We start from the raw sequence: 20,872 nt of genomic DNA on the forward strand, positions 1-20,872 counted from the left end.
AACGAAACGCCGCCCGAGAAAGGGCGGCGTTCTTTTTCGATTGCGATCGCGTGGTCAGGACTTGCCCGCGCCGACCATCCCTACAATCTCGTAGGTCTGCTGCAGAATCGGGGCCGCGATTGCACGTGCCCGTTCAGCACCTCGGGCGAGAATCTGATCAATCTCGGCCTCTTCGCCCATCAGGCGCGCCATTTCGGTTGAAATGGGTGAGAGTTTCGAGACCGCAAGTTCTGCCAACATTGGCTTGAACTCACCGAATTGCTTCCCGCCAACCTCAGCCAGCACTTGTGCGGCCGTCTGGTCGCTAAGCGCGGCATAGATATTCACCAGATTGCGCGCCTCGGGACGGTCTTCAAGGCCATCGACCTCCGACGGCAAAGCGTCCGGATCGGTCTTGGCTTTACGGATCTTCTTGGCGATGGCATCGGCATCATCGGTCATGTTGATCCGCGTCATATCAGACGGGTCTGACGACGACATCTTCCGGGACCCGTCACGCAGGTTCATCACACGGGGCGCAGGCCCACCGATGACCGGTTCGGTCACCGGAAAGAAATCGACGCTATAGTCATGGTTGAACTTGATTGCGATGTCGCGCGTCAGTTCCAGATGTTGCTTCTGGTCTTCACCAACAGGCACATGGGTCGCGTGATAGACCAGAATGTCTGCCGCCATCAGCGCGGGATACGCGAACAAACCCAAGGATGCGTTCTGCGCATTCTTACCGGCCTTGTCCTTGAACTGTGTCATTCGCTGCATCCAGCCGATACGGGCGATGCAGTTAAAGATCCATGCCAGCTGAGTGTGCTCGGGCACCTGGCTTTGATTGAACAGGATGGATTTCTCGGGATCAAGACCAGCGGCAATGAATCCCGCGCAAACTTCGCGGGTCTTTTCACGCAGACGATCCGGATCTTGCCAGACAGTAATCGCGTGGAGGTCGACCATGCAGTAGACGGTCTCGTATTCCGGTCCCTGCATATCCACGAAACGTTTGAGTGCACCCAGGTAATTACCCAAGTGCAGGTTTCCTGAAGGCTGGATGCCGGAAAACACGCGCGGCGTGAATTGGGTCTCGGTCATCGAAGGAAACTCCTGTCTGGAAAAATCAGCCCCCGTCGCTTACCCATGAGGCCAAGGGACGTCAACAGCCGCGAAAGGCCAGCCCAATGAGCAGTGAGCATTATACACCGCCCGTGAACCCTCTGCCGCCGGTCGTGGTGGCGCTGGTTCTGTTCATCATCGGGATTGAACTGGTCTTCATGCTGGGCAGCCGAGGGTTGGTCGGTGGCCCGACTGCAGTTGGTTGGCGGCTAGACGCGCTGCAGCAATATACGTTTTCGCCCGATATTTTTGATTGGATGATTCAGAACGGACGCTGGCCGTTCGAACATGTGATCCGCTTTGTCACCTATCCCTTTGTTCAGGCCAATTTCACGCAAGCAGTGTTTGTCTGCGTGTTTGTGCTGGCGATGGGTAAGATGGTTGCCGAGGTCTTTGGCAGTTTCGCCATGCTGATCATATTCGTCTTGTCCGGTGTCGGCGGAGCGTTGGCCTATGCGGTGCTGTTGAACCCGCCATATCCACTGGTTGGCGGGTTTCCTCCGGTTTATGGGCTAATCGGTGCGTTCACTTGGCTGCTATGGCGCAAGCTTTCTCTGGTGGGTGAAAACCAATCGCGCGCATTCAGCCTGATCGCGGTTCTTATGGGCATTCAGTTGCTGTTCGGTCTGATCTTCGGTGGGACCTCGGATTGGGTCGCCGATCTGGGCGGTTTTGCCACCGGGTTTGGTTTGTCTTTCTTTCTGGCTCCGGGTGGATGGGCGCGTATTCTTAGCAAAACCCGGCGGGATTGATGCGCCTTAGCTACGGCGCAGCGCTGTTCGGAATTCCGAAATCCTGAAGGCCCCCAAGAGGTGCCCCAATAGGAAGTAGGCCACCGCCGCAGTTACAATGAGCACGATCAGCGCAAGGTAACGCCAGCCTGGTACGCCGAACGTCGAGCCGAAGAGGTTAATGGCCGTAAACAACACCACCCCCATGCCAGCCGATGCCGCCACGACCCGCCAGATCCGCTGTTTGAACCGGTCATCAAATCGGGCTTCGTCGCCCATTCTGCGCGCGCCGATTGCAAGCAGCGCAACCATGGCCCAGCCAGCAGTCGACGCTGCGATTGCGGGCGCAATCCACCCGAAAATGGGATAAAGCCCAAAGGCAAGCCCGGCATTCACCACCATCGCAACCACAGCGTATCGAAACGGTGATTTGGTATCCTCGCGGGCGAAGAACAACGGTTGCAGCAGCTTCTGCAGCATGAATGCGGGCAGCCCGATACCATAGATGGCCACGGCCAAGGCGGTCGCCGCTGTATCTTCGGCGCTGAACTGGCCACGTTGGAACAGGACCGAGACCAACGGGCCGGGGATGATCATAAAGGCGACTGTCGAAGGCAAGGTCAGCAGCAGAGTAAACTCTCCGGCTCTTGAAAAGGCGTTGCGTGCTCCATCTTTGTCGTCTGCGCGCAGGCGGCGCGACAGGTCGGGTAACAGCACGATGCCGACGGCAATGCCAACCACTCCGAGCGGCAGTTGATACAAACGATCTGCGGCAAACAACCAACTGACTGCCTTTTCGGTTTTTGATGCCACAAGCTGTCCGACTACAAGATTGACTTGCGTTACGCCCATCGCCAACGCCGCAGGAACCGCGATCCGCACCATGCGGCGCATTTCTGGGCTGAGCTTTGGCCGACCGAGCCGAATGCGAATTCCGGCGCGTTCAGTCGCAATCCAGACAAGCGCCAATTGCGCGATGCCTGCGACTGGGATGACCGCGATGAGCCAGCGTATGATGTCTCCACCAGATATCGCGCCAAAGATTAACGCGGAGCAGGCGAATATGTTCAGCAGCACAGGGGCGGCGGCTGCAGCGGCGAAGCGTCCGGTTGCGTTCAATACTCCGGAAAACAGCGCAGCGAGGGACATAAACAGGATGTAGGGGAACACGACGTAACCATAATCCACCGCCAGATCGAAGCGTTCATCACCATAGAATCCTTCGGCGGTTATCCAAACCAACGCGGGCATGAAGACCATCGCCAGACCGACTAGCGCCAACACCGCCACCGCCAACAGGTTAAACGCATCCTGTGCGAAACCTTCGGCGTCTTCGCCGCCTTCAAGGCGTTTTGAAAACATTGGAACAAAGGCTGCGTTGAATGCGCCCTCGGCAAAGAAGCGGCGGAACATATTGGGTAGTCGGAAGGCTGCGACGAAAGCGTCCATCACCGGTCCGGGCCCGATATAAGCGGTCAGCAGGATTTCCCGCAAAAAGCCCAGAATGCGGCTTGCCAAGGTCCAGAACCCAACGGTGAAAAAGCCCGAAATCAGGCGGATCGGCTTCATGATGCGGCCCGCTCGGCACCTTCGGTGATGGCCGCGCGCAGCTTGGCTTCCAACCCGCGTTGCTTGGCCTCAGAGTGGTATTTCAGGCCGAACATATCCTTGACATAGAACGTGTCGACCACCTGTTCTCCATAGGTGGCGATCACTGCGTTCGCGATATAGACATTGGCGGCTGCCATCGTGCGCGTCAAATCATATAGCAGTCCGGGCCGGTCGCGGGTGTCGACTTCGATGATCGTGTAAATCTCTGAACCTTCGTTGTCGAAGGTGATATGGGTCGGGACGTTGAAGGCGCGTTCGCGCTTCTTGATCTTGTCGCGGGATTTCAATGCGTCCCGTGCGACAACCTCACCCCTGAGTGTCTTGTGAATCATCTGGGTCAGCCGAGGCAGGCGCGTGGCCTCGAAGGGATGGCCCTCGGCGTCCTGAACCCAGAACGCATCAGTTACATATCCGTCTTTCGTCGTATAGCTGCGGGCATCAACCACGTTGGCTCCTACAAGGGCAAGTGCCCCCGCTATGCGAGAAAAAATACCCGGATGATCACCCATGGCAAAACACGCGCGGGTGGCGTCGCGATCCTCATCCGGATGCAGACGGATTTCTACGGCACCCGGATCGCCGCTGTCCTCCAGCGATTTCAACATTTCCGCGAATTCGACATGTGTCGAAAGGTTCAGTCCCTGCCAATACGGATCATAATGCCGCCCGGTTTCGGTTTTCAGGTCAGATTTGGACCAGTTTTCCAATTCGGCCCGCAACCGCTTTTTCGCCCCATCTCCACGATTGGCTCGGTTAAGCGCCTCCATCCCGGATTCCAGTGCGTGTTTGGTGTCAGCATGCAAAGCGCGCAGCAATGTAGCCTTCCAGTTGTTCCAGGTCGTTGGTCCGACACCGCGGATGTCACAGACTGTCAGCACCGTCAGCAAGTCCAGCCGTTTGACGGTTGCAACAGCTTTCGCGAAATCGCGGATTGTGCGCGGGTCTGAGATGTCGCGTTTTTGCGCCATATCGGACATCAGCAAGTGATAGCGTACAAGCCATTCGACGGTTTCCGAATCCGCCTTGCTCAGCCCTAGTCGTGGCGCCACTTTGCGCGCGATTTGCGCACCCAGAATCGAATGATCTTCGGGGCGTCCTTTGCCGATGTCGTGCAGCAACAGAGCCACGTATAGAACCTTTCGGCTAACACCACCCTCCAGGATGGATGACGCCAAGGGCAGTTCCTCGATTAACTCTCCTCGCTCGATCTGCGCCAAATTGACTATGCACTGGATCGTATGCTCGTCCACCGTATAGCTGTGATACATATTGAACTGCATCATCGCCACGATGTGCTCAAACTCGGGCAAAAAGGCTGACAGAACCCCCAACTCGTTCATGCGTCGCAGGGCACGTTCGGGGTTGCCGTGTTTCAGCATCAGATCAAGAAAGATGCGCCGCGCCTCTTTGTCGTTGCGCATCTCATCGTCGATCAGGTTCAGGTTGGCCGTTACCAACCGCATTGCGTCGGGATGGATCAGCATACCCGTGCGCAAACCCTCTTCGAACAACCGTAACAGGTTGACCTTGTCTGACAGGAACGTGTCAGGGTCCGCGATATCCAGACGGCCATGGACCACGCGGTAACCGGCCTTGACGCGGGGGCGACGGCGGAAAATACGTTCCAGCAAGGCCGCGCCCTTCATGTGCGAGGCTTCCAGTTTGGTCAGGAAAATCCGTGTCAATTCGCCCACACGGGTGGCTTCGCGGAAATAGCGTTGCATGAACACCTCGACGGCGCGCCGACCGGCGCGGTCTTGATATCCCATACGATCGGCCACCTCGACCTGCAGATCGAAGGTCAGTTGTTCCGTCGCGCGGCCCGTCACCAGATGCAAATGAGACCTGACGGCCCAGAGGAATTCTTCGGCTTGCGCGAACTCGTCAAACTCTTCGGGCGTAAAGAGGCCCATAGGGACCAGTTCGGCCACATCCGTTACGCCATAGATATATTTTGCGATCCAGTAGAGCGATTGCAGGTCGCGTAAGCCGCCCTTGCCCTCTTTGACATTGGGTTCGACCATATAGCGTTCACCCTGCTTCAGGTGCCGCTCATCGCGCTCTTTCAGCTTGGCTTCGATAAATTCCCGCTCGGTGCCTTTGAAAAGATCGGTCTTCAGGCGCGCTTCAAGTTCTTGCGCAAGGGGCTGATCCCCGACGAGATACCGTTGTTCCAGCATGGCGGTACGGATGGTGAAATCATCGGCCCCCAGACGCAGGCAATCTTTGATCGTGCGTGAAGAGTGACCGACCTTCAGCCGCAGATCCCAGAGAATATAGAGCATGGATTCGATCACGCTCTCGGCCCAGGCGGTGATTTTGTACGGCGTCAGAAAAAGCAGATCTACATCGGATGACGGGGCCATCTCACCCCGGCCATAACCTCCCACTGCCAGCACAGCGATTTTCTCGCCTTGCGTGGGATTTGCCAGCGGATGCAGATGCTCGCTGGCGATGCGCATTGCTGTCCCGACCATCTGATCCGTCAGATAGGTATAGGAATGCGTCAGCGGCAGTGCATCAAATGGGCGCTCGGCAAAGGCGTCCGCAATCGCCTTGCGGCCTGTCTTTTGCGCCTCTCGCAGAATGCGCACCGTCTCGGCGCGCAAGGCTGCGTTGTCCGAACTGATTTCAACAGCGGCGGACAGGTTGGCATTGACCTCGGCGTTGTTAAAAATCTCGTCAGCCGCGCAGATCAGATTGACATCGGGCGCAGAGCCCTGCGCCGGTCGATTAGAATCCGGCGCCAGAGAAGCTTTGTGGGGCAGGGTCAATCACAACCACCTGTTTGTTCTGGATCGTGGCAACAGCCAGACCGCGTTCGTTCGTACCGTTCGGCCGCAGGCGGAAAATACCGCCGACACCCTGAAAACCGGCGTTCTGGGTTAATGCTGCACCTGTCAACGCGTTCGATTTGCCCTGGCTAACCAAGGCTCCGATCGCAGCAATTCCGTCATAGGCAAGCCCGCTGATCGGGTGTGGTGCCTCACCGTAGGTGTTGTTGTAACGCTGGCGATACGCCTGTGCCTTTGCCGGATCGGGAAGTGCGAACCAGCCACCTTGTACGCCAGGCAATTCCAGCGTTTGGGCTGGAATGTCCCAACGTGTCAGGCCGATATACTGAGTTGTCGCAGGAGACACACCAGCCTCGGGCAACAACTGGCTGTAAAGCGGCAGCGCGCCTGCGGTTGTCGCGGTCAGGAAAATCGAATCTGCGCCGGTCGAATCGACCGTTGCTTTAATCGCCGAAACAGAATCGATCACGCCCTGCTGTGACCGGTCATATCCAACTGTGCCCGCATTGTTGACGCGGCTGTTGCTGAGCGCGGCAGCGATGGCAGACTGGCCTAGCTGGCCCGCTGAGTCATTGCTGTGCACAATGACAGTACTGTTTTTACCCTGCTGTCCGGCGTAGTTCACCAGCCTGTTGGCCGTGTTCTGGAAAGTGGGGCCAAGCACATAGACATTGCCGCCCGCAATGCTGGTGTTGTTCGAGAAGGACAGCACGTTCACATTGTTGTTTAGCACCGCAAGTCCTGCCGCGTTTGCGGCTTGTGCGTACACTGGCCCAAGAATGATCTTGGCCCCGTCCGCTACAGCTTGCTGTGCAACCGCCGAGGCCGTTCCGGCATTGCCGGCCGTGTCGTAGACGCGCAGATCAATCTTGACGTTCGGCAAATCCGCTATAGCCAGCCGCGCTGCGTTCTCAAGGCTACGGGCAAGGGCCGCATCGCCAGACTGAGGTGATCCGCTTGGGACCAACAGGGCCACCGGAACCGGGTCAGAGGTGTCGATCGAGGGGCCTCCGCTGATGCCGCCGACTTCACAGGCGGCCAGAAAAGCGGCCGAGGCCAGTACAATGGCGGATTTCGCCAGTTTGCGTGCGGGCTTGCAAACGGTAAACATCTAAAAGAAAACTCCCTGATCCGGCGTCTGAGGGCACCTTGGTCTATTGAACCGCGATAATAAACGTCACGCTGTGAGGGTCCAGCTTTGAATTTCCAAAAGATCAGATTGGCCACTGGGCTGTACTTTATTGCCACCCCAATCGGGACGGCACGCGATATTACGCTCAGGGCGCTCGATGTTTTGGCCTCGGCAGACATGATTGCTGCCGAAGATACGCGCAGCTTGCGACGTTTGATGGAAATCCATGGCGTGCCGCTCGAAGGGCGCCGCATATTGGCCTACCACGATCACAGCGGCGCGGGCGCGCGGGGCAAAATACTTGAGGCGCTGGAACAAGGGCAATCGGTGGCTTACGCGTCCGAGGCGGGAATGCCGCTGATCGCCGATCCCGGCTATGATTTGGGCCGTCAGGCGGCTGAGGCTGGGCACAACGTGACATGTGCACCGGGACCGTCTGCTGTTTTGACGGCGCTGACATTGGCGGGGCTTCCCACGGATGCATTTTTCTTTGCCGGGTTCTTGCCCAATGCCTCTGGCGCACGGCGTTCACGAATCGAATCCCTGCGCAGCGTCCCCGGAACGCTTGTCTTCTATGAATCGCCGAAGCGCGTGGCTGCCTGCCTCTCTGATCTCGCGGATATTTTGGGTGGAGACCGACAGGCGGCCCTGTGCCGTGAACTCACGAAGAAGTTCGAAGAAACGCGTCGTGGCACGCTCGCTGATCTGGCAACAGAGTACGAGGGCTTATCGGTTAAGGGCGAGGTGGTTCTGCTTGTGGATCGCGCCCATTCGCAATCTGTTAAGGACTCTGACGTAGAAGAGGCATTGATAAAAGCATTGCAAACGCATTCGGTGCGTGATGCGGCAGATCTGGTGTCAGAGATGTTCAGCCTGCCGCGCCGCCCGATCTATCAGATGGCTCTGAAGCTGGGAAAGGGATGATATGGCACAGAGATCCGTTCGGGGTTCTGTATCTTATCACGCTGGACAATCCGCCGAACTTTGCGTGGCCGCCGAATACGTGCGACGGGGTTATTCAATCGCAAGACGCAGGTGGTGCGGTGCTGGCGGTGAAATAGATCTGATCGCGCGCAACGCAGATGGGTTGGTCTTCATTGAGGTTAAGAAAAGCCGTAGTTTTGACCGTGCAGCCGCTCGGATTAGTCGCCGACAGATGGATCGAATTTGCGCATCCGCTGCCCAGTTTCTTGAACAGGAGCCTGCTGGTCAGCTGACGAATACTCGGTTTGATGCGGCACTGGTTGATGACACTGGAACTGTTCAAATCATCGAAAACGCCTTTGGTTTGGACTGACCCCCATTGAACCCGTCAAGCCTCTGCGCCATGTATCGAGCGTGGAATTGAGGGATACACCATGAAGATCGCCTTTCAGATGGACCCAATCGGGGCCGTGGATATCAACGCCGACAGCTCTTTCCGTCTGGCAGAAGAGGCTCAGGTGCGCGGCCACCAGCTGTTTTTTTATGGCCCGGATCAACTGGCTTACCAGGAAGGCAAGATCACGGCGCGCGGCCATGACATGACGGTGCAACGAGTCGCTGGCAACCCGGCAGTGTTGGGCCCTGAGCGTGAAGTGGACCTTGCTGAATTTGATGTCGTCTGGCTGCGCCAAGACCCCCCGTTTGACATGCACTACATCACCTCGACCCATTTGCTTGACCGGCTAAAGGGGCAGGCCCTGGTGGTTAACGATCCGTTTTGGGTGCGAAACTATCCCGAAAAGCTGCTGGTTCTGGATTTCCCTGAACTGACTCCGCCCACCACGATTGCGCGGGATTTGCGAACCATCAAGGCGTTCAAGGAAAAGCATGGCGATATCATCCTCAAGCCGCTTTACGGCAACGGAGGTGCTGGCGTATTCCGTCTTGATGCGAATGACCGCAACCTGACATCGCTACATGAGCTGTTCACCGGCTTTTCTCGTGAGCCTCTGATCGCGCAGAAATTCCTGCCCGATGTGCGCAATGGCGACAAGCGGGTCATACTTGTCGATGGGGAGCCAGTGGGCGCCATCAACCGGGTTCCGGCTGAGGGCGAGACCCGCTCGAACATGCATGTGGGCGGGCGCCCCGAGAAAATCGGCCTGTCCGAGCGAGATATGGAAATCTGCGCTGCGATCGGACCGTTATTGAAGGAACGTGGTCAGATCTTTGTGGGGATCGATGTAATTGGCGACTACCTGACCGAGATCAACGTGACCTCACCCACTGGTATTCAGGAGCTTGAGCGGTTCAATAGCGTGAACATCGCCGAGAAAATCTGGCAAGCGATTGAGGCGAAACTTTAAGCTCCTGCTTTGGCGCTGATGCGAAAGCTCAGCGCCTCGGCGACATGGGGGCGGCGCACATCCGGCTCACCTTCGAGATCGGCAATGGTGCGGGCCACGCGTAGGATGCGGTGAAAGGCGCGGGCCGACAGGCCAAAGCGTTCCGCGGCTTTCAGTAATAGTTCTTTGCCCTGGGCATCAGGGGCGGCGATTTCTTCCAGCACATTGCCTTCGACATCTGCGTTTTGACGGGTATTTGGCGTGTCGCGAAAGCGATCTGCTTGTATGGCGCGCGCCGCTTCAACCCGCTCTGCGACGGTCGCAGAGCTGTCGCCGGTAGGCGGCAGGTCGAGATCGGTAAATCCGACCGGAGGGACTTCGATGCGCGAATCGAACCGGTCCATCAACGGCCCTGAGATACGCCCCAAGTAATCCTCACCACAGACCGGCGCGCGTGAACAGGCGCGGGACGGGTCCGTAAGGTATCCGCATTTACACGGGTTCGCGGCGGCTACCAGCATAAAGCGGCATGGGTATTTCACATGGGCGTTGGCGCGGGCGACCATTACCTCGCCGGTTTCAATAGGCTGGCGCAGGGTTTCCAAAACGGTACGCGGAAATTCGGGGAATTCGTCCATGAACAGGACGCCGTTATGCGCCAGTGATATCTCTCCGGGTTTCGCGCCTTTGCCACCGCCCACGATCGCGGCCATCGAAGCGGTATGGTGCGGCTCGCGAAACGGTCTGGCGCGGCTGATGCCACCTTCGTCCAGTAAGCCGCAAAGCGACTGGATCATCGATGTCTCTAAAGCTTCGACCGGGCTCAGAGGCGGCAAAATACTCGGCAGACGCGCCGCCAGCATGGATTTGCCGGAACCCGGTGTCCCGATCATGATCAAATGATGCCGCCCGGCGGCGGCGATTTCCAAGGCGCGTTTGGCGCGCTCTTGCCCCTTCACGTCCCGCAGGTCCCGTGCATTGGGTGATAGTTTCACTTCGCCCGGTGTCGCAGCGGGCAGCGCAGACTGACCGGTAAAGTGCCGCACCACATCCCCAAGCGAGCCCGCTCCGATCACCTGAGTGGCGTCAACCCACGCGGCTTCGGCGCTAGAGGCGCTGGGACAAAGCAAGCTGCGATCATCGGCGGCTGCAGTCATGGCAGCGGGCAGCGCGCCGACGACGGGTACCAGAGAACCATCCAAAGACAACTCGCCCAACGCGACAGCGCCCTCAGCAGCATCCGCTGGAATGATTTCCAACGCAGTCAACAAAGCGACGGCGATAGGCAGGTCGAAATGGCTGCCCTCTTTGGGCAGATCGGCAGGCGAAAGGTTAATCGTGATCCGTTTCGACGGCAGCGCGATCGCCATCGAACTTAGCGCGCTGCGTACCCGGTCCCGTGCTTCGGAGACTGCCTTGTCCGGCAATCCCACGATGGAAAAGGCCGGAAGGCCCGGTGAGACGGCGCATTGCACCTCGACCGGGCGGGCATCGACCCCTTGAAAGGCAACGGTGTGAGCACGGGCGACCATGGCAATCCTGTCCTTGGTTAACAGGACGTTGCTGCCATGGCTGCAGTTTAAGAATCGTTAACGTCAGCAACCATCGCCGTAAATTTCGGCCACGCCTCAGGGTCAGAAACGGTCTTGTCTCGGCAAAACGGATTACAAAAGCCCCAAATCTTGCCATCGAGTTCCAGATAGTCTTGTACAGGCTTGCCGGAATAGGGGCAGGCTGTGTTGACCGAGGGGCCTGTGCTGACTGCCAATGCCCCTGAATCCCCGCCAATTGGCCAGCTGTGTGCGGGAAGGTCTTGCGGATACGGGAAGGGCTCATACGCGACCGTCATGCCCATGGCGCGCCATTGTCGAACTGCGATATCAGAGAGCAGGTGCATGCAGTATGCACGATTGACCTCGGACACGGGCAGGCCATAGCCGACAATCCGTGCAGCGACCGGCGTGTAGAAAACATCAGCCAGAGAATAGGCACCAAACAGCGGGCCCGACGCGGCACCAGAGACTTTCCGGGCATGGGCCCAGAGGGTTTCGATCCGCTGCAAATCGGCGATCGTATCAGCTGAAGGGTGGAACCCTTCCCAGCAATGTTTCAACTGCATGGGGCATTGCCCCCGCAGCGCTGTGAAACCGGCAACCATTTCAGCACAAAGCCACCGGGCTGTGGCGCGCGCGGCGGGGTCTGACGGCCAAAGCCCTGCTTCGGGGTGGCGTTCTGCCAATGTCTCTGCCATCGCGAGGCTTTCGCCGACCACGGTTCCATCTGGAAGACGCAGCGCAGGAACAAGGCGCACCGGGGCCAGTGGTTCCATATCCGCCGCCATGGTGCCGGAATATAGGCCAATCATGTGGGTGCGGTATGGCAGGCCGAATTTCTCAAGCATCAGCCATCCGCGCATGGACCAGCTGGAGAACAACCGGTCACCGATAAAGAGATCATATGTCATGCGGCAACGATGTCGGACAGAGGCCCATCGGTAAATCAGAGATTTGTGCGCACACTTATCACGGTCGGTGATTAATCCGACCTACAGTCCAACCATCGCTATGGCGCGTGATCTCGGTGACGGACAGGTTGTCGATGCGGTGACCAAACGCGTTTTGGGCGTCCACGTCCAGAGCGCGTTGGACCTGAGTCAGGATCACTCCGAAATGGGCGACCAGGACTAGGTCACATCCGGTATGGGCCGCGATCAGGGTGTCGACGACCCTATCGACACGCGCGCGGACCTCATTCCAGCTTTCCCCGTTTGGAGGCCTGACCTCGCCCGGATTATCCCAGTAGGCAAAGCAAAGCTCGGGGTCTTCCGCCTCGATCTCGGCGAAGGGGCGCATCTCCCAGTTGCCGAAATTGATTTCGCGCAGATCGCGGTTGTGCGGAAGGCGGAGGCGCGTGCCTTGAATGGCGCTGGCCGTATCGCTGGCGCGTGACAAGTCTGATGAGATTACGACGGCATTGGAAGGCAGATGCGCATCAAGCCGTGCAATCGCGGCCTCATCACTCAAGTCGGCAGGAAGGTCGGACCAGCCTACCATAGTTTTAGCATGGGTGGGGCCGTGCCGTACCAAATGCAGGCGCGTCATAGGGGTTGCCCTTTGAGAACCAGCGGCAGCCCGGCCGTAACCTGCACCACCCGATCTGCCTGCGCAGCCAGAGCGATGTTCAGCCGTCCCTGCGCCTCGCGGAATCGACGGGACAAGGCGTTGTCGGGGACGATCCCGTGGCCGACTTCGTTTGATACCACGACGATCTGGGCGGCACAGGTCTTCATCGCCTCAAGCAGTCCGGCCTGTGCTTCCTCTAGGTTATTCTCTGCCAGCAGGTGATTTGTTAGCCACATGGTTGCACAATCGATCAGGCAAATCTGATCATTCGTCAGCTTGGCGAGTTCCGGCAATAGATCAAATGGCGCTTCGATCGTCGTCCACCCGCTGCCGCGTTGTGCAATATGTTGCCTGATTTTTAGGCGCATCTCGTCATCAAACACTTGTGATGTCGCAAGGTAAACGCGGCTTTTCCCAGTTGAAACAGCAAGTTGCTCCGCAAAAGCAGATTTTCCGGATGCCGCTCCGCCCAAGATAAAGGTTAAATCGGCATGCACTTTTATTACCTTTCTGGTGATCCACCCGGTTTTGTCCTGCGTATCGACCACAAGTCGGCAAGGCAAGCCCGGCCCATCGCCTGTGATAAAAGGGGAGAATTGCATGGCACTCGACAACGCACATGATTTTTCGATGTCCCGGCAGGCAATGAAGGCCGAGCTGCTGGATGCGGAGACTGAATTGAAACTGGCCTATGCCTGGCGCGACGAACGCGATGAGCAGGCGCTGCACCGCCTCATTACGGCTTATATGCGGCTGGCGATATCAATGGCGGCGAAATTCAAACGCTACGGCGCGCCGATGAATGATCTGATTCAGGAGGCGGGACTGGGCTTGATGAAAGCCGCCGACAAGTTCGATCCGGATCGGGGTGTGCGGTTTTCAACGTATGCAGTGTGGTGGATCAAGGCCAGCATTCAGGATTACGTGATGCGCAATTGGTCGATGGTGCGCACTGGTTCGACCTCTTCCCAGAAATCGCTGTTCTTCAACATGCGTCGGGTACAGGCGCGTCTGGAGCGCGAAGCCGCGACTGAGGGGCTGGAGCTGGATCGCCATCAGTTGCATCAGAAGATTGCCGCCGAAATCGGAGTCCCGCTGCGTGATGTCGAGATGATGGAAGGCCGTCTGGCAGGGTCCGATTTCTCGCTGAATGCGGTGCAGTCTGCAGATGAGGACGGGCGCGAGTGGATTGATGCGCTGGAAGATGACAGCGAACAAGCCGCCGAGGTAGTAGAGAACAGCCACGACAACCAGCAACTGCGCGAATGGCTGGTGGCGGCGATGCAAGCTTTGAACGATCGCGAGCGGTTTATCGTTCGCGAAAGAAAACTGCGTGAGCCTGCCCGGACGCTGGAAAGTCTTGGGAAAGAGCTTGGCCTGTCGAAAGAGCGTGTGCGCCAGCTCGAGGCGGCAGCGTTCACAAAGATGCGCAAGAACCTTGAAGCGCAATCGCGCGAGGTGCAACACTTCTTCGCATGAAACCTCTTGCGATTCTTACAGCTTTTGTGTTGCTCGCCACTTTGCCTCAAACGGTTCGAGCTGCTGAATTTATCCCTCAGGACGTGTTGGCCGACATGCGGGCCGCGGATGTCGTCATTCTGGGCGAGATACATGACAACCCTCAGCATCATCTGGTCCAAGCCGAAGCAGTTGAGGCAATCACGCCCACGGCGGTTGTCTGGGAGATGGTGACCGAAGAAGGTGCTCAGCGGTTGGCTCAAAAAGCGGCAACCAATCCCGAGGAGCTGTCCCGAATTCTGCGCTGGGCAGAATCCGGCTGGCCGCCTCTCAGAATGTACTACCCCATTTTTCAGGCCGCGGATGTGCCGGTTTATGGCGCGATGGTTCCGCGTGAAGCGGCCCGCGCTGCTATGGAACGCGGGGCGGCCACAGCGTTGGGGGCTGATGCGGCCAGATATGGATTGACTGTACCCCTGTCGGATGAAGATCAAGCCGCACACGAGGCTGATCAACTGGCGGCACATTGCGACGCATTGCCCGCTGAAGTTCTACCGCAGATGGTAGCCATTCAACGTCTGAGGGACGCTGTGTTGACCCGAGCCATTCTGCGCGCCACCGACGAAACTGGTGGGCCTGTCGCGGTTATCACTGGCAATGGCCATGCCCGTAAGGATCGCGGAATTCCGACTTTTCTGTCGCGACTGCGCCCCGGTTTGAAGGTCTTTGTACTGGGACAATCCGAAGATGGGGTCGTGAGCGGGGATTTTGATGCTGTTATCGATAGCCCCACAGTCGAACGAGAAGACCCCTGCAAAGCCTTTGAGATGCAGAATTAACTGCTGGAACTGCCCGCCAGCGTTGCCTAATGTCAGGGCCGACCGGGAGGGGAAGGGCGAGCCATGCTGTCATCGAAACGTATTCTGCTGATCATCGGTGGTGGAATCGCGGCCTATAAGTCGCTGGACCTGATCCGGCGGTTGCGGGAACGTGGTGCAGCGGTCACGCCGGTTTTGACCCGTGCTGCCGAAGAATTCGTAACTCCGTTATCCGTGTCTGCCCTGGCCGGTGAAAAGGTCTATCGAGATCTCTTTGATCTGACCGATGAAGCGGAGATGGGTCATATTCAGCTTTCCCGTTCGGCTGATCTGATCGTGGTTGCTCCGGCAACGGCCGATCTGATGGGTAAGATGGCAGGCGGGTTAGCTAATGATCTGGCCTCGACCCTTTTGATGGCGACCGATACGCCGGTTCTGTGTGCGCCTGCGATGAATGTCCGCATGTGGGAGCATCCCGCAACCCGGCGTAACCATGCGCAACTGGAAGCAGACGGCGTGCGTTTTGTCGGCCCCAACGAAGGCGATATGGCTTGCGGTGAATACGGTCCGGGCCGCATGTCGGAGCCACTTGAAATTGTCGCTGCGATCGAGGCGCAGTTCGGGGATGGGCCTTTGGCTGGCAAACGTATTCTGGTGACCTCGGGCCCGACACATGAACCAATTGATCCGGTACGTTACATCGCCAACCGATCGTCGGGCGCGCAGGGGACAGCTGTCGCACGCGCGCTATCTGCGCTGGGGGCCGATGTTACATTTATCACGGGTCCGGCTGACGTGCCTCCTCCAGACGGCGTGAAGGTCGTGAGTGTAGAGACCGCGCTGCAAATGTCGGATGCGGTCGACGCAGCGCTTCCGGTGGATGCGGGGGTATTTGCAGCTGCAGTGGCCGATTGGCGGGTATCCAGTGCCTCGGACCGGAAGCTGAAGAAAAGCCGCGACGGGGTGCCCGCGCTAGAGTTTGCCGAGAATCCCGACATTTTGAAGCGCATCGCGCGAATGGGAAATGGCAGGCCCGTTTTGGTGGTGGGTTTTGCCGCCGAAACAGACAACGTGATCGAACATGCTACGGCCAAACGTGCCCGCAAGGGCTGTGACTGGATAGTTGCGAATGATGTCAGTCCCGCGACAGGTATCATGGGCGGTTCTGAGAATGCGGTGATTCTGATCTCAGAGCAAGGTGCCGAAGAATGGCCGCGTATGGGCAAGGATGATGTGGCAAAGCGGTTGGCAGCCAAGATCGCCGGCGCGTTGACCAGATAGCAGCCATAAAGACAAGAGGTACAGGTATGGTGGCAATTCGCGTGATCCGAGAGGAGGGGGCTGACCCGTTGGTGCCATTGCCTTCATACGAAACCGCGGGTGCTGCCGGGGCGGATGTGCGCGCCAATCTGCCGGATGGTGAGTCTGTTATTCTTGAACCGGGCCGTCGTGCGCTGATACCGACAGGCCTTAGGATCGAAATTCCGCAGGGGTTCGAGGTTCAGGTGCGTCCACGATCGGGCCTAGCCTTGAAACACGGGATCACCTTGCCCAACACTCCGGGTACAATCGACAGCGACTATCGCGGGCCGTTGGGCGTGATCGTGATGAATGCGGGTCAGGACCCCTTCGAGATTACGCATGGCGAACGTATCGCGCAACTGATCGTCGCACCGGTGGTGCAGGCCATGTTCCAGGACGTTGAGGCTCTGACCGAGACTGATCGCGGCGCGGGTGGCTTCGGCTCGACCGGGCGCGGCTGATGCTACTGGTTCTGATCCTTGCCACCGGGCTTTGGGGTGTCGGCTATATCGCCGGGGTGTCGCGCAGCGCGCGTCTGGTTTCCATTGGCGCGCTCCTGATAGGCGTGATTATTGCTCAACTTCTCCTGCCTGAGGGAAACCCGTTGCGTCAGGCGACCGGTGGGTCGGCAGCGATGTGGCTGATCCTCGCTGGAGCGGCTGTGCTGGTGCTGCTTTATGGGCGGGGTTTGAAGGCGTTGCGAAATCGCGCCGCGTCCGGCCAGACGTCGGAGCCCGCCAAGCCATCCGAACAGTTCAGCGAGACCGAGCTTGAACGCTATGCCCGCCACATCGTTCTGCGTGAACTGGGCGGTCCCGGCCAAAAGCGAATGAAACAGGCGCGCGTGCTGGTAATCGGTGCGGGGGGGCTCGGCGCGCCCGCCCTGCAATATTTGGCTGCCGCCGGAGTGGGAACAATCGGCGTGATCGACGATGACGTGGTCGAGAACGCCAACCTACAGCGGCAGGTGATCCACCGCGACGCAGATATCGGCATGCCCAAAGTGTTCTCGGCCCAGCAGGCGATGGTGGCGCAGAATCCCAACGTGGTCGTCTTGCCGTACCACCGTCGCCTGACCGAAGAGATTGCAGCAGATCTGTTTGCTGATTTTGATCTGATCCTCGACGGCACTGACAATTTCGACACCCGCTACCTTGCAAACCGTACGGCGGTTGCACTGGGAAAACCCCTGATATCTGGCGCGCTGTCGCAGTGGGAAGGGCAGCTCAGCGTCTTTGACCCTGCCACCACCGGCCCATGTTATCAGTGCATTTTCCCCGAAGCACCCGCCCCCGGCCTTGCGCCTTCTTGCGCCGAGGCTGGAGTAATCGGCCCACTGCCGGGTGTGGTCGGCTCGATGATGGCGGTTGAGGCGATCAAGGTGATCACCCGCGCCGGGCAGGCATTGCGAGGTGAGATGTTGATCTACGATGCGCTATACGGCGAAAGCCGCAAGATCACCCTAGCACGCCGCACCGATTGCCCGATTTGTGGGTCAGCACACTAACGCCGCCTCAAATTTTCGGGTAGCTCTGGATCATTTCGACGGACGGTCTTAGCTATGAGGTCAAAGGAGACCTCAATGACCAATCCGATCCTTTCTGACTGGAACACGCCCTTCGAAATCGCACCGTTTGACACAATCTCGGATGATGATTTTTCCCCCGCGCTGAAACAGGCGATGCACGCACATGATGCCGAGATTGAGGCGATAGCAGCGAGTCCGGATACGCCCACATTCGCCAATACGATCGAAGCGCTGGAGGCTGCAGGCGAGCAGATGGATAAGGTTCTGTCGGTCTTTTTCACCGTTGCAGGTGCGGACAGCAACCCCAAGCGTGAAGAACTGCAACGCGAATTTTCGCCCAAGCTGGCGGCACACTACTCGCGCATCTCATCAAACAAAGCACTGTTTAAGCGCGTGGCGGATTTATGGGACCGGCGCGATAATCTGGACCTGACCGATGAACAGGCGCGCGTTTTGATGCTGTCTCATCGCGGGTTCGTGCGGGCGGGGGCGGCGTTGACCGGCGCCGACGATGCAAGAATGCAAGAGATCAAGGCCCGTTTGGCGTCTCTGGGCACGTCCTTCACGCAGAACTTGCTGGCGGATGAACGCGACTGGTTCATGGACTTGACCGAAGAAGATCTGCAAGGCTTGCCGGATTTTGTTATCGATGCAGCGCGCGCAGCGGGTCAGGAAAAGGGGGCGGATGGCCCGGTGGTGACCCTCTCTCGGTCGATTATCGTGCCCTTTCTGCAATTCTCGCCCCGCCGGGATTTGCGTGCAAAGGCTTATCGCGCGTGGACTGCACGGGGGGCAAATGGAGGTGAGACCGACAACCGCGAGATTGCGGCGGACATCCTGCGCCTGCGCGAAGAACGCGCCAAGCTGCTGGGGTATGCCAGCTTCGCCGCCTACAAGCTTGAGACCGAGATGGCCCGCACACCAGATCGCGTGCGAGAGCTGCTGCTGGATGTGTGGGAGCCCGCCAAATCCCGCGCCGACGCAGATGCCGAGGTGCTGACGGCAATGATGCAAGAGGATGGCGTAAATGGCCCGCTGGAGGCGTGGGATTGGCGCTACTATGCCGAGAAACGCCGCAAGGCCGAACATGATCTCGATGAAGCGGCGCTGAAGCCGTACCTGCAACTGGACCGGATGATCGAGGCGTCTTTCGCCTGCGCCACACGGCTGTTCGGGCTGGAGTTCGCGCCGCTTGATGTGCCGCTCTATCATCCCGATTGCCGTGCGTGGGAGGTGACCCGTGACGGGCAGCATATTGCGGTGTTCATCGGTGACTACTTTGCACGCGGATCGAAACGGTCGGGTGCATGGTGCAGCGCAATGCGCGGGCAGGCGAAATACCCGAAAGAACAGGCTCCGGTCGTGATCAACGTCTGTAACTTTGCCAAAGGTGAACCAGCGCTTTTGTCCTATGATGACGCCCGAACGTTGTTTCACGAGTTCGGCCATGCCCTGCACCAGATGCTGTCCAATGTGACCTATGAGAGTATCTCGGGCACCTCGGTGGCGCGTGATTTCGTTGAACTGCCCAGCCAGCTTTACGAACATTGGCTGGAAGTGCCCGAGGTATTGGCTGAGTTCGCCACGCATGCCGAAACGGGCGCACCGATGCCGCAGGAGATGTTGCAGAAGGTGCTACAGGCCGCCAATTTCGATCAGGGGTTCCAGACGGTGGAATATGTTGCCTCGGCCCTGGTCGATCTGGCGTTTCATGAGGGGGCTGCCCCCGCTGATCCGATGGAGAAACAGGCCGAGGTGCTGGCCGAAATCGGCATGCCTCGGGCCATTGGAATGCGCCACGCCACCCCGCATTTCGCCCATGTCTTTGCGGGCGACGGTTATAGCGCAGGTTACTACAGTTATATGTGGTCCGAAGTCATGGATGCCGACGCCTTTGCGGCCTTTGAAGAAGCAGACGGTGCGTTTGATCCCGAACGCGCCAAGGCACTGGAGGAACACATCCTGTCAACTGGCGGATCCCGCGAGGCGGAAGAGCTGTATCTGGCCTTCCGTGGACGTCTGCCTGGCGTCGAAGCCTTGCTGAAAGGCCGCGGGCTGATCGCGGCCTAGTACCCAAGCTTTCGGTCGACGAGGTGGAGAAAGGGTTCACCCGCTTCACCTCGGCGAATGTTCTCGCAGATCACCTGAGCCGCGGTAACAGGTCTGGTTTCCGAGGCGATATGCGGCGTCACCGTCACATTGGGATGTGCCCAATAGGGATGCTCGGTCGGCAGGGGTTCGGTGCGGAAGACATCCAGCGTGGCGTGCCCGACCTGCCCTGAATTCAGCGCGGCCAGCAGGGCCTCATCATCGATAAGCGGCCCGCGACCCGGGTTGATGATCTTGGCCCCTTCCGGCAACAGCGCCAGTGTTTCGGCGTTGAGCGTGTTTTCGGTCGCCGGAGTATCTGGCAGCAGCAAAACCACTATCTCGGCCTGAGACAGTGCATCGCGCAGCCCGTTCTTACCATGCAGACAGGTCACGCCGGGAATAGTCTTGGCGGTACGGCTCCAACCGATGACATGGAAATTCAACGCTGCCAACGCGTGGGCCGATGCTTCACCCAATGCGCCCAAACCCAAGATGCAGACGGTGCGTTGCTGGGCCAGTGGTGGCGCATCAGGTGTCCAGACCCCATCCTGTAGCGTAATGTGTTGGTCCATCCCAAGGTGATAGCGCAGCACATGGCCCACCACCCATTCCGTCATGCCTTGCGTTAACCCCCCGTCAACCATACGCGCCAGTGGAACGGTCAAGGTTTCATTGCCCGAGATTTTCTCAACCCCCGCCCAGAGGCTCAGCACCGCCTTGAGCCGTGTGAAGGGCGTGAAATCCTGTACCCCTCCGTTCGGGGCGTAAACGATGTAGTCGACCTGATCTGCTGGGATGTCCGTGGCCAGATGAAAATCTAGCCCTGCGTCCGACAAATATTGATGCATCAGAGCTTCATACTCGGGCCACAACTCAGGGCGCGCGGAAAACAGGACATTCACGGGCATGG

General features: G+C 58.5%; 19 protein-coding genes. 10 read left to right on the plus strand and 9 right to left on the minus strand.

The genetic code is table 11. From position 1 onward, the window contains the following. Window positions 1–54: 54 nt before the first annotated feature. Window positions 55–1,083 carry a tryptophan--tRNA ligase gene (trpS, locus tag ACR0A1_RS15880; protein ID WP_170647105.1) on the minus strand — a complete coding sequence of 343 codons (1,029 nt, stop codon included), beginning with the start codon at window positions 1,081–1,083 and terminating at the stop codon, window positions 55–57. 86 nt (window positions 1,084–1,169) lie between these two features. Between trpS and ACR0A1_RS15885 the strand changes: the two genes are divergently transcribed. Next, entirely contained in the window at window positions 1,170–1,856 is a 687-nt protein-coding gene (locus ACR0A1_RS15885; protein ID WP_480868308.1) for a rhomboid family intramembrane serine protease, read from the plus strand. Window positions 1,857–1,862: 6 nt separating this feature from the next. Here ACR0A1_RS15885 and murJ read toward each other — a convergent pair whose 3' ends face one another. Genes murJ through ACR0A1_RS15900 form a run of 3 tightly spaced genes read right to left on the minus strand, consistent with a single transcriptional unit; the run spans window position 1,863 to window position 7,352 of the window. Continuing rightward, window positions 1,863–3,404, minus strand: coding sequence for a murein biosynthesis integral membrane protein MurJ (gene murJ, locus ACR0A1_RS15890; RefSeq protein WP_480754153.1), 1,542 nt, complete (start codon window positions 3,402–3,404; stop codon window positions 1,863–1,865). Then, window positions 3,401–6,220 (minus strand): [protein-PII] uridylyltransferase, encoded by a 2,820-nt coding sequence (locus tag ACR0A1_RS15895; protein ID WP_170395863.1) that lies wholly within the window; start codon window positions 6,218–6,220, stop codon window positions 3,401–3,403. The genes murJ and ACR0A1_RS15895 overlap by 4 nt, the downstream gene beginning before the upstream one ends. Further along, a complete protein-coding gene (locus ACR0A1_RS15900; protein WP_170612915.1) occupies window positions 6,180–7,352 on the minus strand; it encodes a penicillin-binding protein activator in 1,173 nt (390 codons plus the stop codon). Before ACR0A1_RS15900 ends, ACR0A1_RS15895 begins: the two co-directional genes overlap by 41 nt. An 87-nt stretch (window positions 7,353–7,439) precedes the next feature. Between ACR0A1_RS15900 and rsmI the strand changes: the two genes are divergently transcribed. The 3 genes from rsmI to gshB all read left to right on the plus strand — a co-directional run bounded on the left by rsmI (window position 7,440) and on the right by gshB (window position 9,664). Beyond that, complete coding sequence (gene rsmI / locus ACR0A1_RS15905; RefSeq protein ID WP_480868311.1) at window positions 7,440–8,297, plus strand: 16S rRNA (cytidine(1402)-2'-O)-methyltransferase; 858 nt, start codon at window positions 7,440–7,442, stop codon at window positions 8,295–8,297. Window position 8,298: 1 nt separating this feature from the next. Beyond that, window positions 8,299–8,670 carry a YraN family protein gene (locus tag ACR0A1_RS15910; protein ID WP_223117558.1) on the plus strand — a complete coding sequence of 124 codons (372 nt, stop codon included), beginning with the start codon at window positions 8,299–8,301 and terminating at the stop codon, window positions 8,668–8,670. Window positions 8,671–8,731: 61 nt separating this feature from the next. Beyond that, window positions 8,732–9,664: a glutathione synthase gene (gene gshB / locus ACR0A1_RS15915; RefSeq protein ID WP_480707143.1), complete on the plus strand. Its 933-nt coding sequence runs from the start codon at window positions 8,732–8,734 to the stop codon at window positions 9,662–9,664. On the opposite strand, the gene ACR0A1_RS15920 is transcribed toward gshB, so the two are convergent. From ACR0A1_RS15920 to cobU, 4 genes are read right to left on the minus strand one after another with little or no spacing between them, the layout of a single operon-like run. After that, window positions 9,661–11,175 carry a YifB family Mg chelatase-like AAA ATPase gene (locus tag ACR0A1_RS15920; RefSeq protein ID WP_480868313.1) on the minus strand — a complete coding sequence of 505 codons (1,515 nt, stop codon included), beginning with the start codon at window positions 11,173–11,175 and terminating at the stop codon, window positions 9,661–9,663. The two genes, gshB and ACR0A1_RS15920, sit on opposite strands and share 4 nt — an antisense overlap. 47 nt (window positions 11,176–11,222) lie before the next feature. Then, on the minus strand, window positions 11,223–12,107 hold the full coding sequence (locus ACR0A1_RS15925; protein ID WP_480868315.1) for a glutathione S-transferase N-terminal domain-containing protein: 885 nt from the start codon (window positions 12,105–12,107) through the stop codon (window positions 11,223–11,225). A gap of 58 nt (window positions 12,108–12,165) precedes the next feature. Beyond that, window positions 12,166–12,744: a histidine phosphatase family protein gene (locus ACR0A1_RS15930; protein ID WP_480868316.1), complete on the minus strand. Its 579-nt coding sequence runs from the start codon at window positions 12,742–12,744 to the stop codon at window positions 12,166–12,168. Continuing rightward, window positions 12,741–13,262: a bifunctional adenosylcobinamide kinase/adenosylcobinamide-phosphate guanylyltransferase gene (gene cobU, locus ACR0A1_RS15935; RefSeq protein WP_170514161.1), complete on the minus strand. Its 522-nt coding sequence runs from the start codon at window positions 13,260–13,262 to the stop codon at window positions 12,741–12,743. Before cobU ends, ACR0A1_RS15930 begins: the two co-directional genes overlap by 4 nt. A gap of 103 nt (window positions 13,263–13,365) precedes the next feature. On the opposite strand from cobU, the gene ACR0A1_RS15940 reads away from it, so the two are divergent. The 6 genes from ACR0A1_RS15940 to ACR0A1_RS15965 all read left to right on the plus strand — a co-directional run bounded on the left by ACR0A1_RS15940 (window position 13,366) and on the right by ACR0A1_RS15965 (window position 19,941). Further along, a complete protein-coding gene (locus ACR0A1_RS15940; RefSeq protein WP_170423772.1) occupies window positions 13,366–14,244 on the plus strand; it encodes an RNA polymerase factor sigma-32 in 879 nt (292 codons plus the stop codon). After that, the gene (locus ACR0A1_RS15945) at window positions 14,241–15,062 is read left to right on the plus strand and encodes a ChaN family lipoprotein (protein WP_480868318.1); all 822 of its coding nucleotides are present in this window, start codon (window positions 14,241–14,243) and stop codon (window positions 15,060–15,062) included. The genes ACR0A1_RS15940 and ACR0A1_RS15945 overlap by 4 nt, the downstream gene beginning before the upstream one ends. A gap of 63 nt (window positions 15,063–15,125) precedes the next feature. Beyond that, a complete protein-coding gene (gene coaBC / locus ACR0A1_RS15950; RefSeq protein ID WP_480868320.1) occupies window positions 15,126–16,322 on the plus strand; it encodes a bifunctional phosphopantothenoylcysteine decarboxylase/phosphopantothenate--cysteine ligase CoaBC in 1,197 nt (398 codons plus the stop codon). A 26-nt stretch (window positions 16,323–16,348) separates the two neighbouring features. Then, window positions 16,349–16,804, plus strand: coding sequence for a dUTP diphosphatase (gene dut, locus ACR0A1_RS15955; RefSeq protein ID WP_170423776.1), 456 nt, complete (start codon window positions 16,349–16,351; stop codon window positions 16,802–16,804). After that, window positions 16,804–17,850: a HesA/MoeB/ThiF family protein gene (locus ACR0A1_RS15960; RefSeq protein ID WP_480868322.1), complete on the plus strand. Its 1,047-nt coding sequence runs from the start codon at window positions 16,804–16,806 to the stop codon at window positions 17,848–17,850. The genes dut and ACR0A1_RS15960 overlap by 1 nt, the downstream gene beginning before the upstream one ends. Window positions 17,851–17,925: 75 nt before the next feature. Further along, on the plus strand, window positions 17,926–19,941 hold the full coding sequence (locus ACR0A1_RS15965) for a M3 family metallopeptidase (protein ID WP_480868324.1): 2,016 nt from the start codon (window positions 17,926–17,928) through the stop codon (window positions 19,939–19,941). Here ACR0A1_RS15965 and ACR0A1_RS15970 read toward each other — a convergent pair. Continuing rightward, window positions 19,938–20,870: a 2-hydroxyacid dehydrogenase gene (locus ACR0A1_RS15970; protein WP_480736981.1), complete on the minus strand. Its 933-nt coding sequence runs from the start codon at window positions 20,868–20,870 to the stop codon at window positions 19,938–19,940. The two genes, ACR0A1_RS15965 and ACR0A1_RS15970, sit on opposite strands and share 4 nt — an antisense overlap. Window positions 20,871–20,872 lie beyond the last annotated feature (2 nt).

The sequence above is a fragment of the Ruegeria sp. D6 genome (assembly GCF_056534365.1).

Coding starts and splice junctions, on each gene's coding strand:
- trpS (WP_170647105.1), bottom strand. CDS start 1,083: ATGACCGAGACCCAATTCACGCCGCGCGTGTTTTCCGGCATCCAGCCT.
- ACR0A1_RS15885 (WP_480868308.1), top strand. CDS start 1,170: ATGAGCAGTGAGCATTATACACCGCCCGTGAACCCTCTGCCGCCGGTC.
- murJ (WP_480754153.1), bottom strand. CDS start 3,404: ATGAAGCCGATCCGCCTGATTTCGGGCTTTTTCACCGTTGGGTTCTGG.
- ACR0A1_RS15900 (WP_170612915.1), bottom strand. CDS start 7,352: ATGTTTACCGTTTGCAAGCCCGCACGCAAACTGGCGAAATCCGCCATT.
- ACR0A1_RS15910 (WP_223117558.1), top strand. CDS start 8,299: ATGGCACAGAGATCCGTTCGGGGTTCTGTATCTTATCACGCTGGACAA.
- gshB (WP_480707143.1), top strand. CDS start 8,732: ATGAAGATCGCCTTTCAGATGGACCCAATCGGGGCCGTGGATATCAAC.
- ACR0A1_RS15920 (WP_480868313.1), bottom strand. CDS start 11,175: ATGGTCGCCCGTGCTCACACCGTTGCCTTTCAAGGGGTCGATGCCCGC.
- ACR0A1_RS15925 (WP_480868315.1), bottom strand. CDS start 12,107: ATGACATATGATCTCTTTATCGGTGACCGGTTGTTCTCCAGCTGGTCC.
- ACR0A1_RS15930 (WP_480868316.1), bottom strand. CDS start 12,744: ATGACGCGCCTGCATTTGGTACGGCACGGCCCCACCCATGCTAAAACT.
- ACR0A1_RS15940 (WP_170423772.1), top strand. CDS start 13,366: ATGGCACTCGACAACGCACATGATTTTTCGATGTCCCGGCAGGCAATG.
- ACR0A1_RS15945 (WP_480868318.1), top strand. CDS start 14,241: ATGAAACCTCTTGCGATTCTTACAGCTTTTGTGTTGCTCGCCACTTTG.
- coaBC (WP_480868320.1), top strand. CDS start 15,126: ATGCTGTCATCGAAACGTATTCTGCTGATCATCGGTGGTGGAATCGCG.
- dut (WP_170423776.1), top strand. CDS start 16,349: ATGGTGGCAATTCGCGTGATCCGAGAGGAGGGGGCTGACCCGTTGGTG.
- ACR0A1_RS15960 (WP_480868322.1), top strand. CDS start 16,804: ATGCTACTGGTTCTGATCCTTGCCACCGGGCTTTGGGGTGTCGGCTAT.
- ACR0A1_RS15965 (WP_480868324.1), top strand. CDS start 17,926: ATGACCAATCCGATCCTTTCTGACTGGAACACGCCCTTCGAAATCGCA.
- ACR0A1_RS15970 (WP_480736981.1), bottom strand. CDS start 20,870: ATGCCCGTGAATGTCCTGTTTTCCGCGCGCCCTGAGTTGTGGCCCGAG.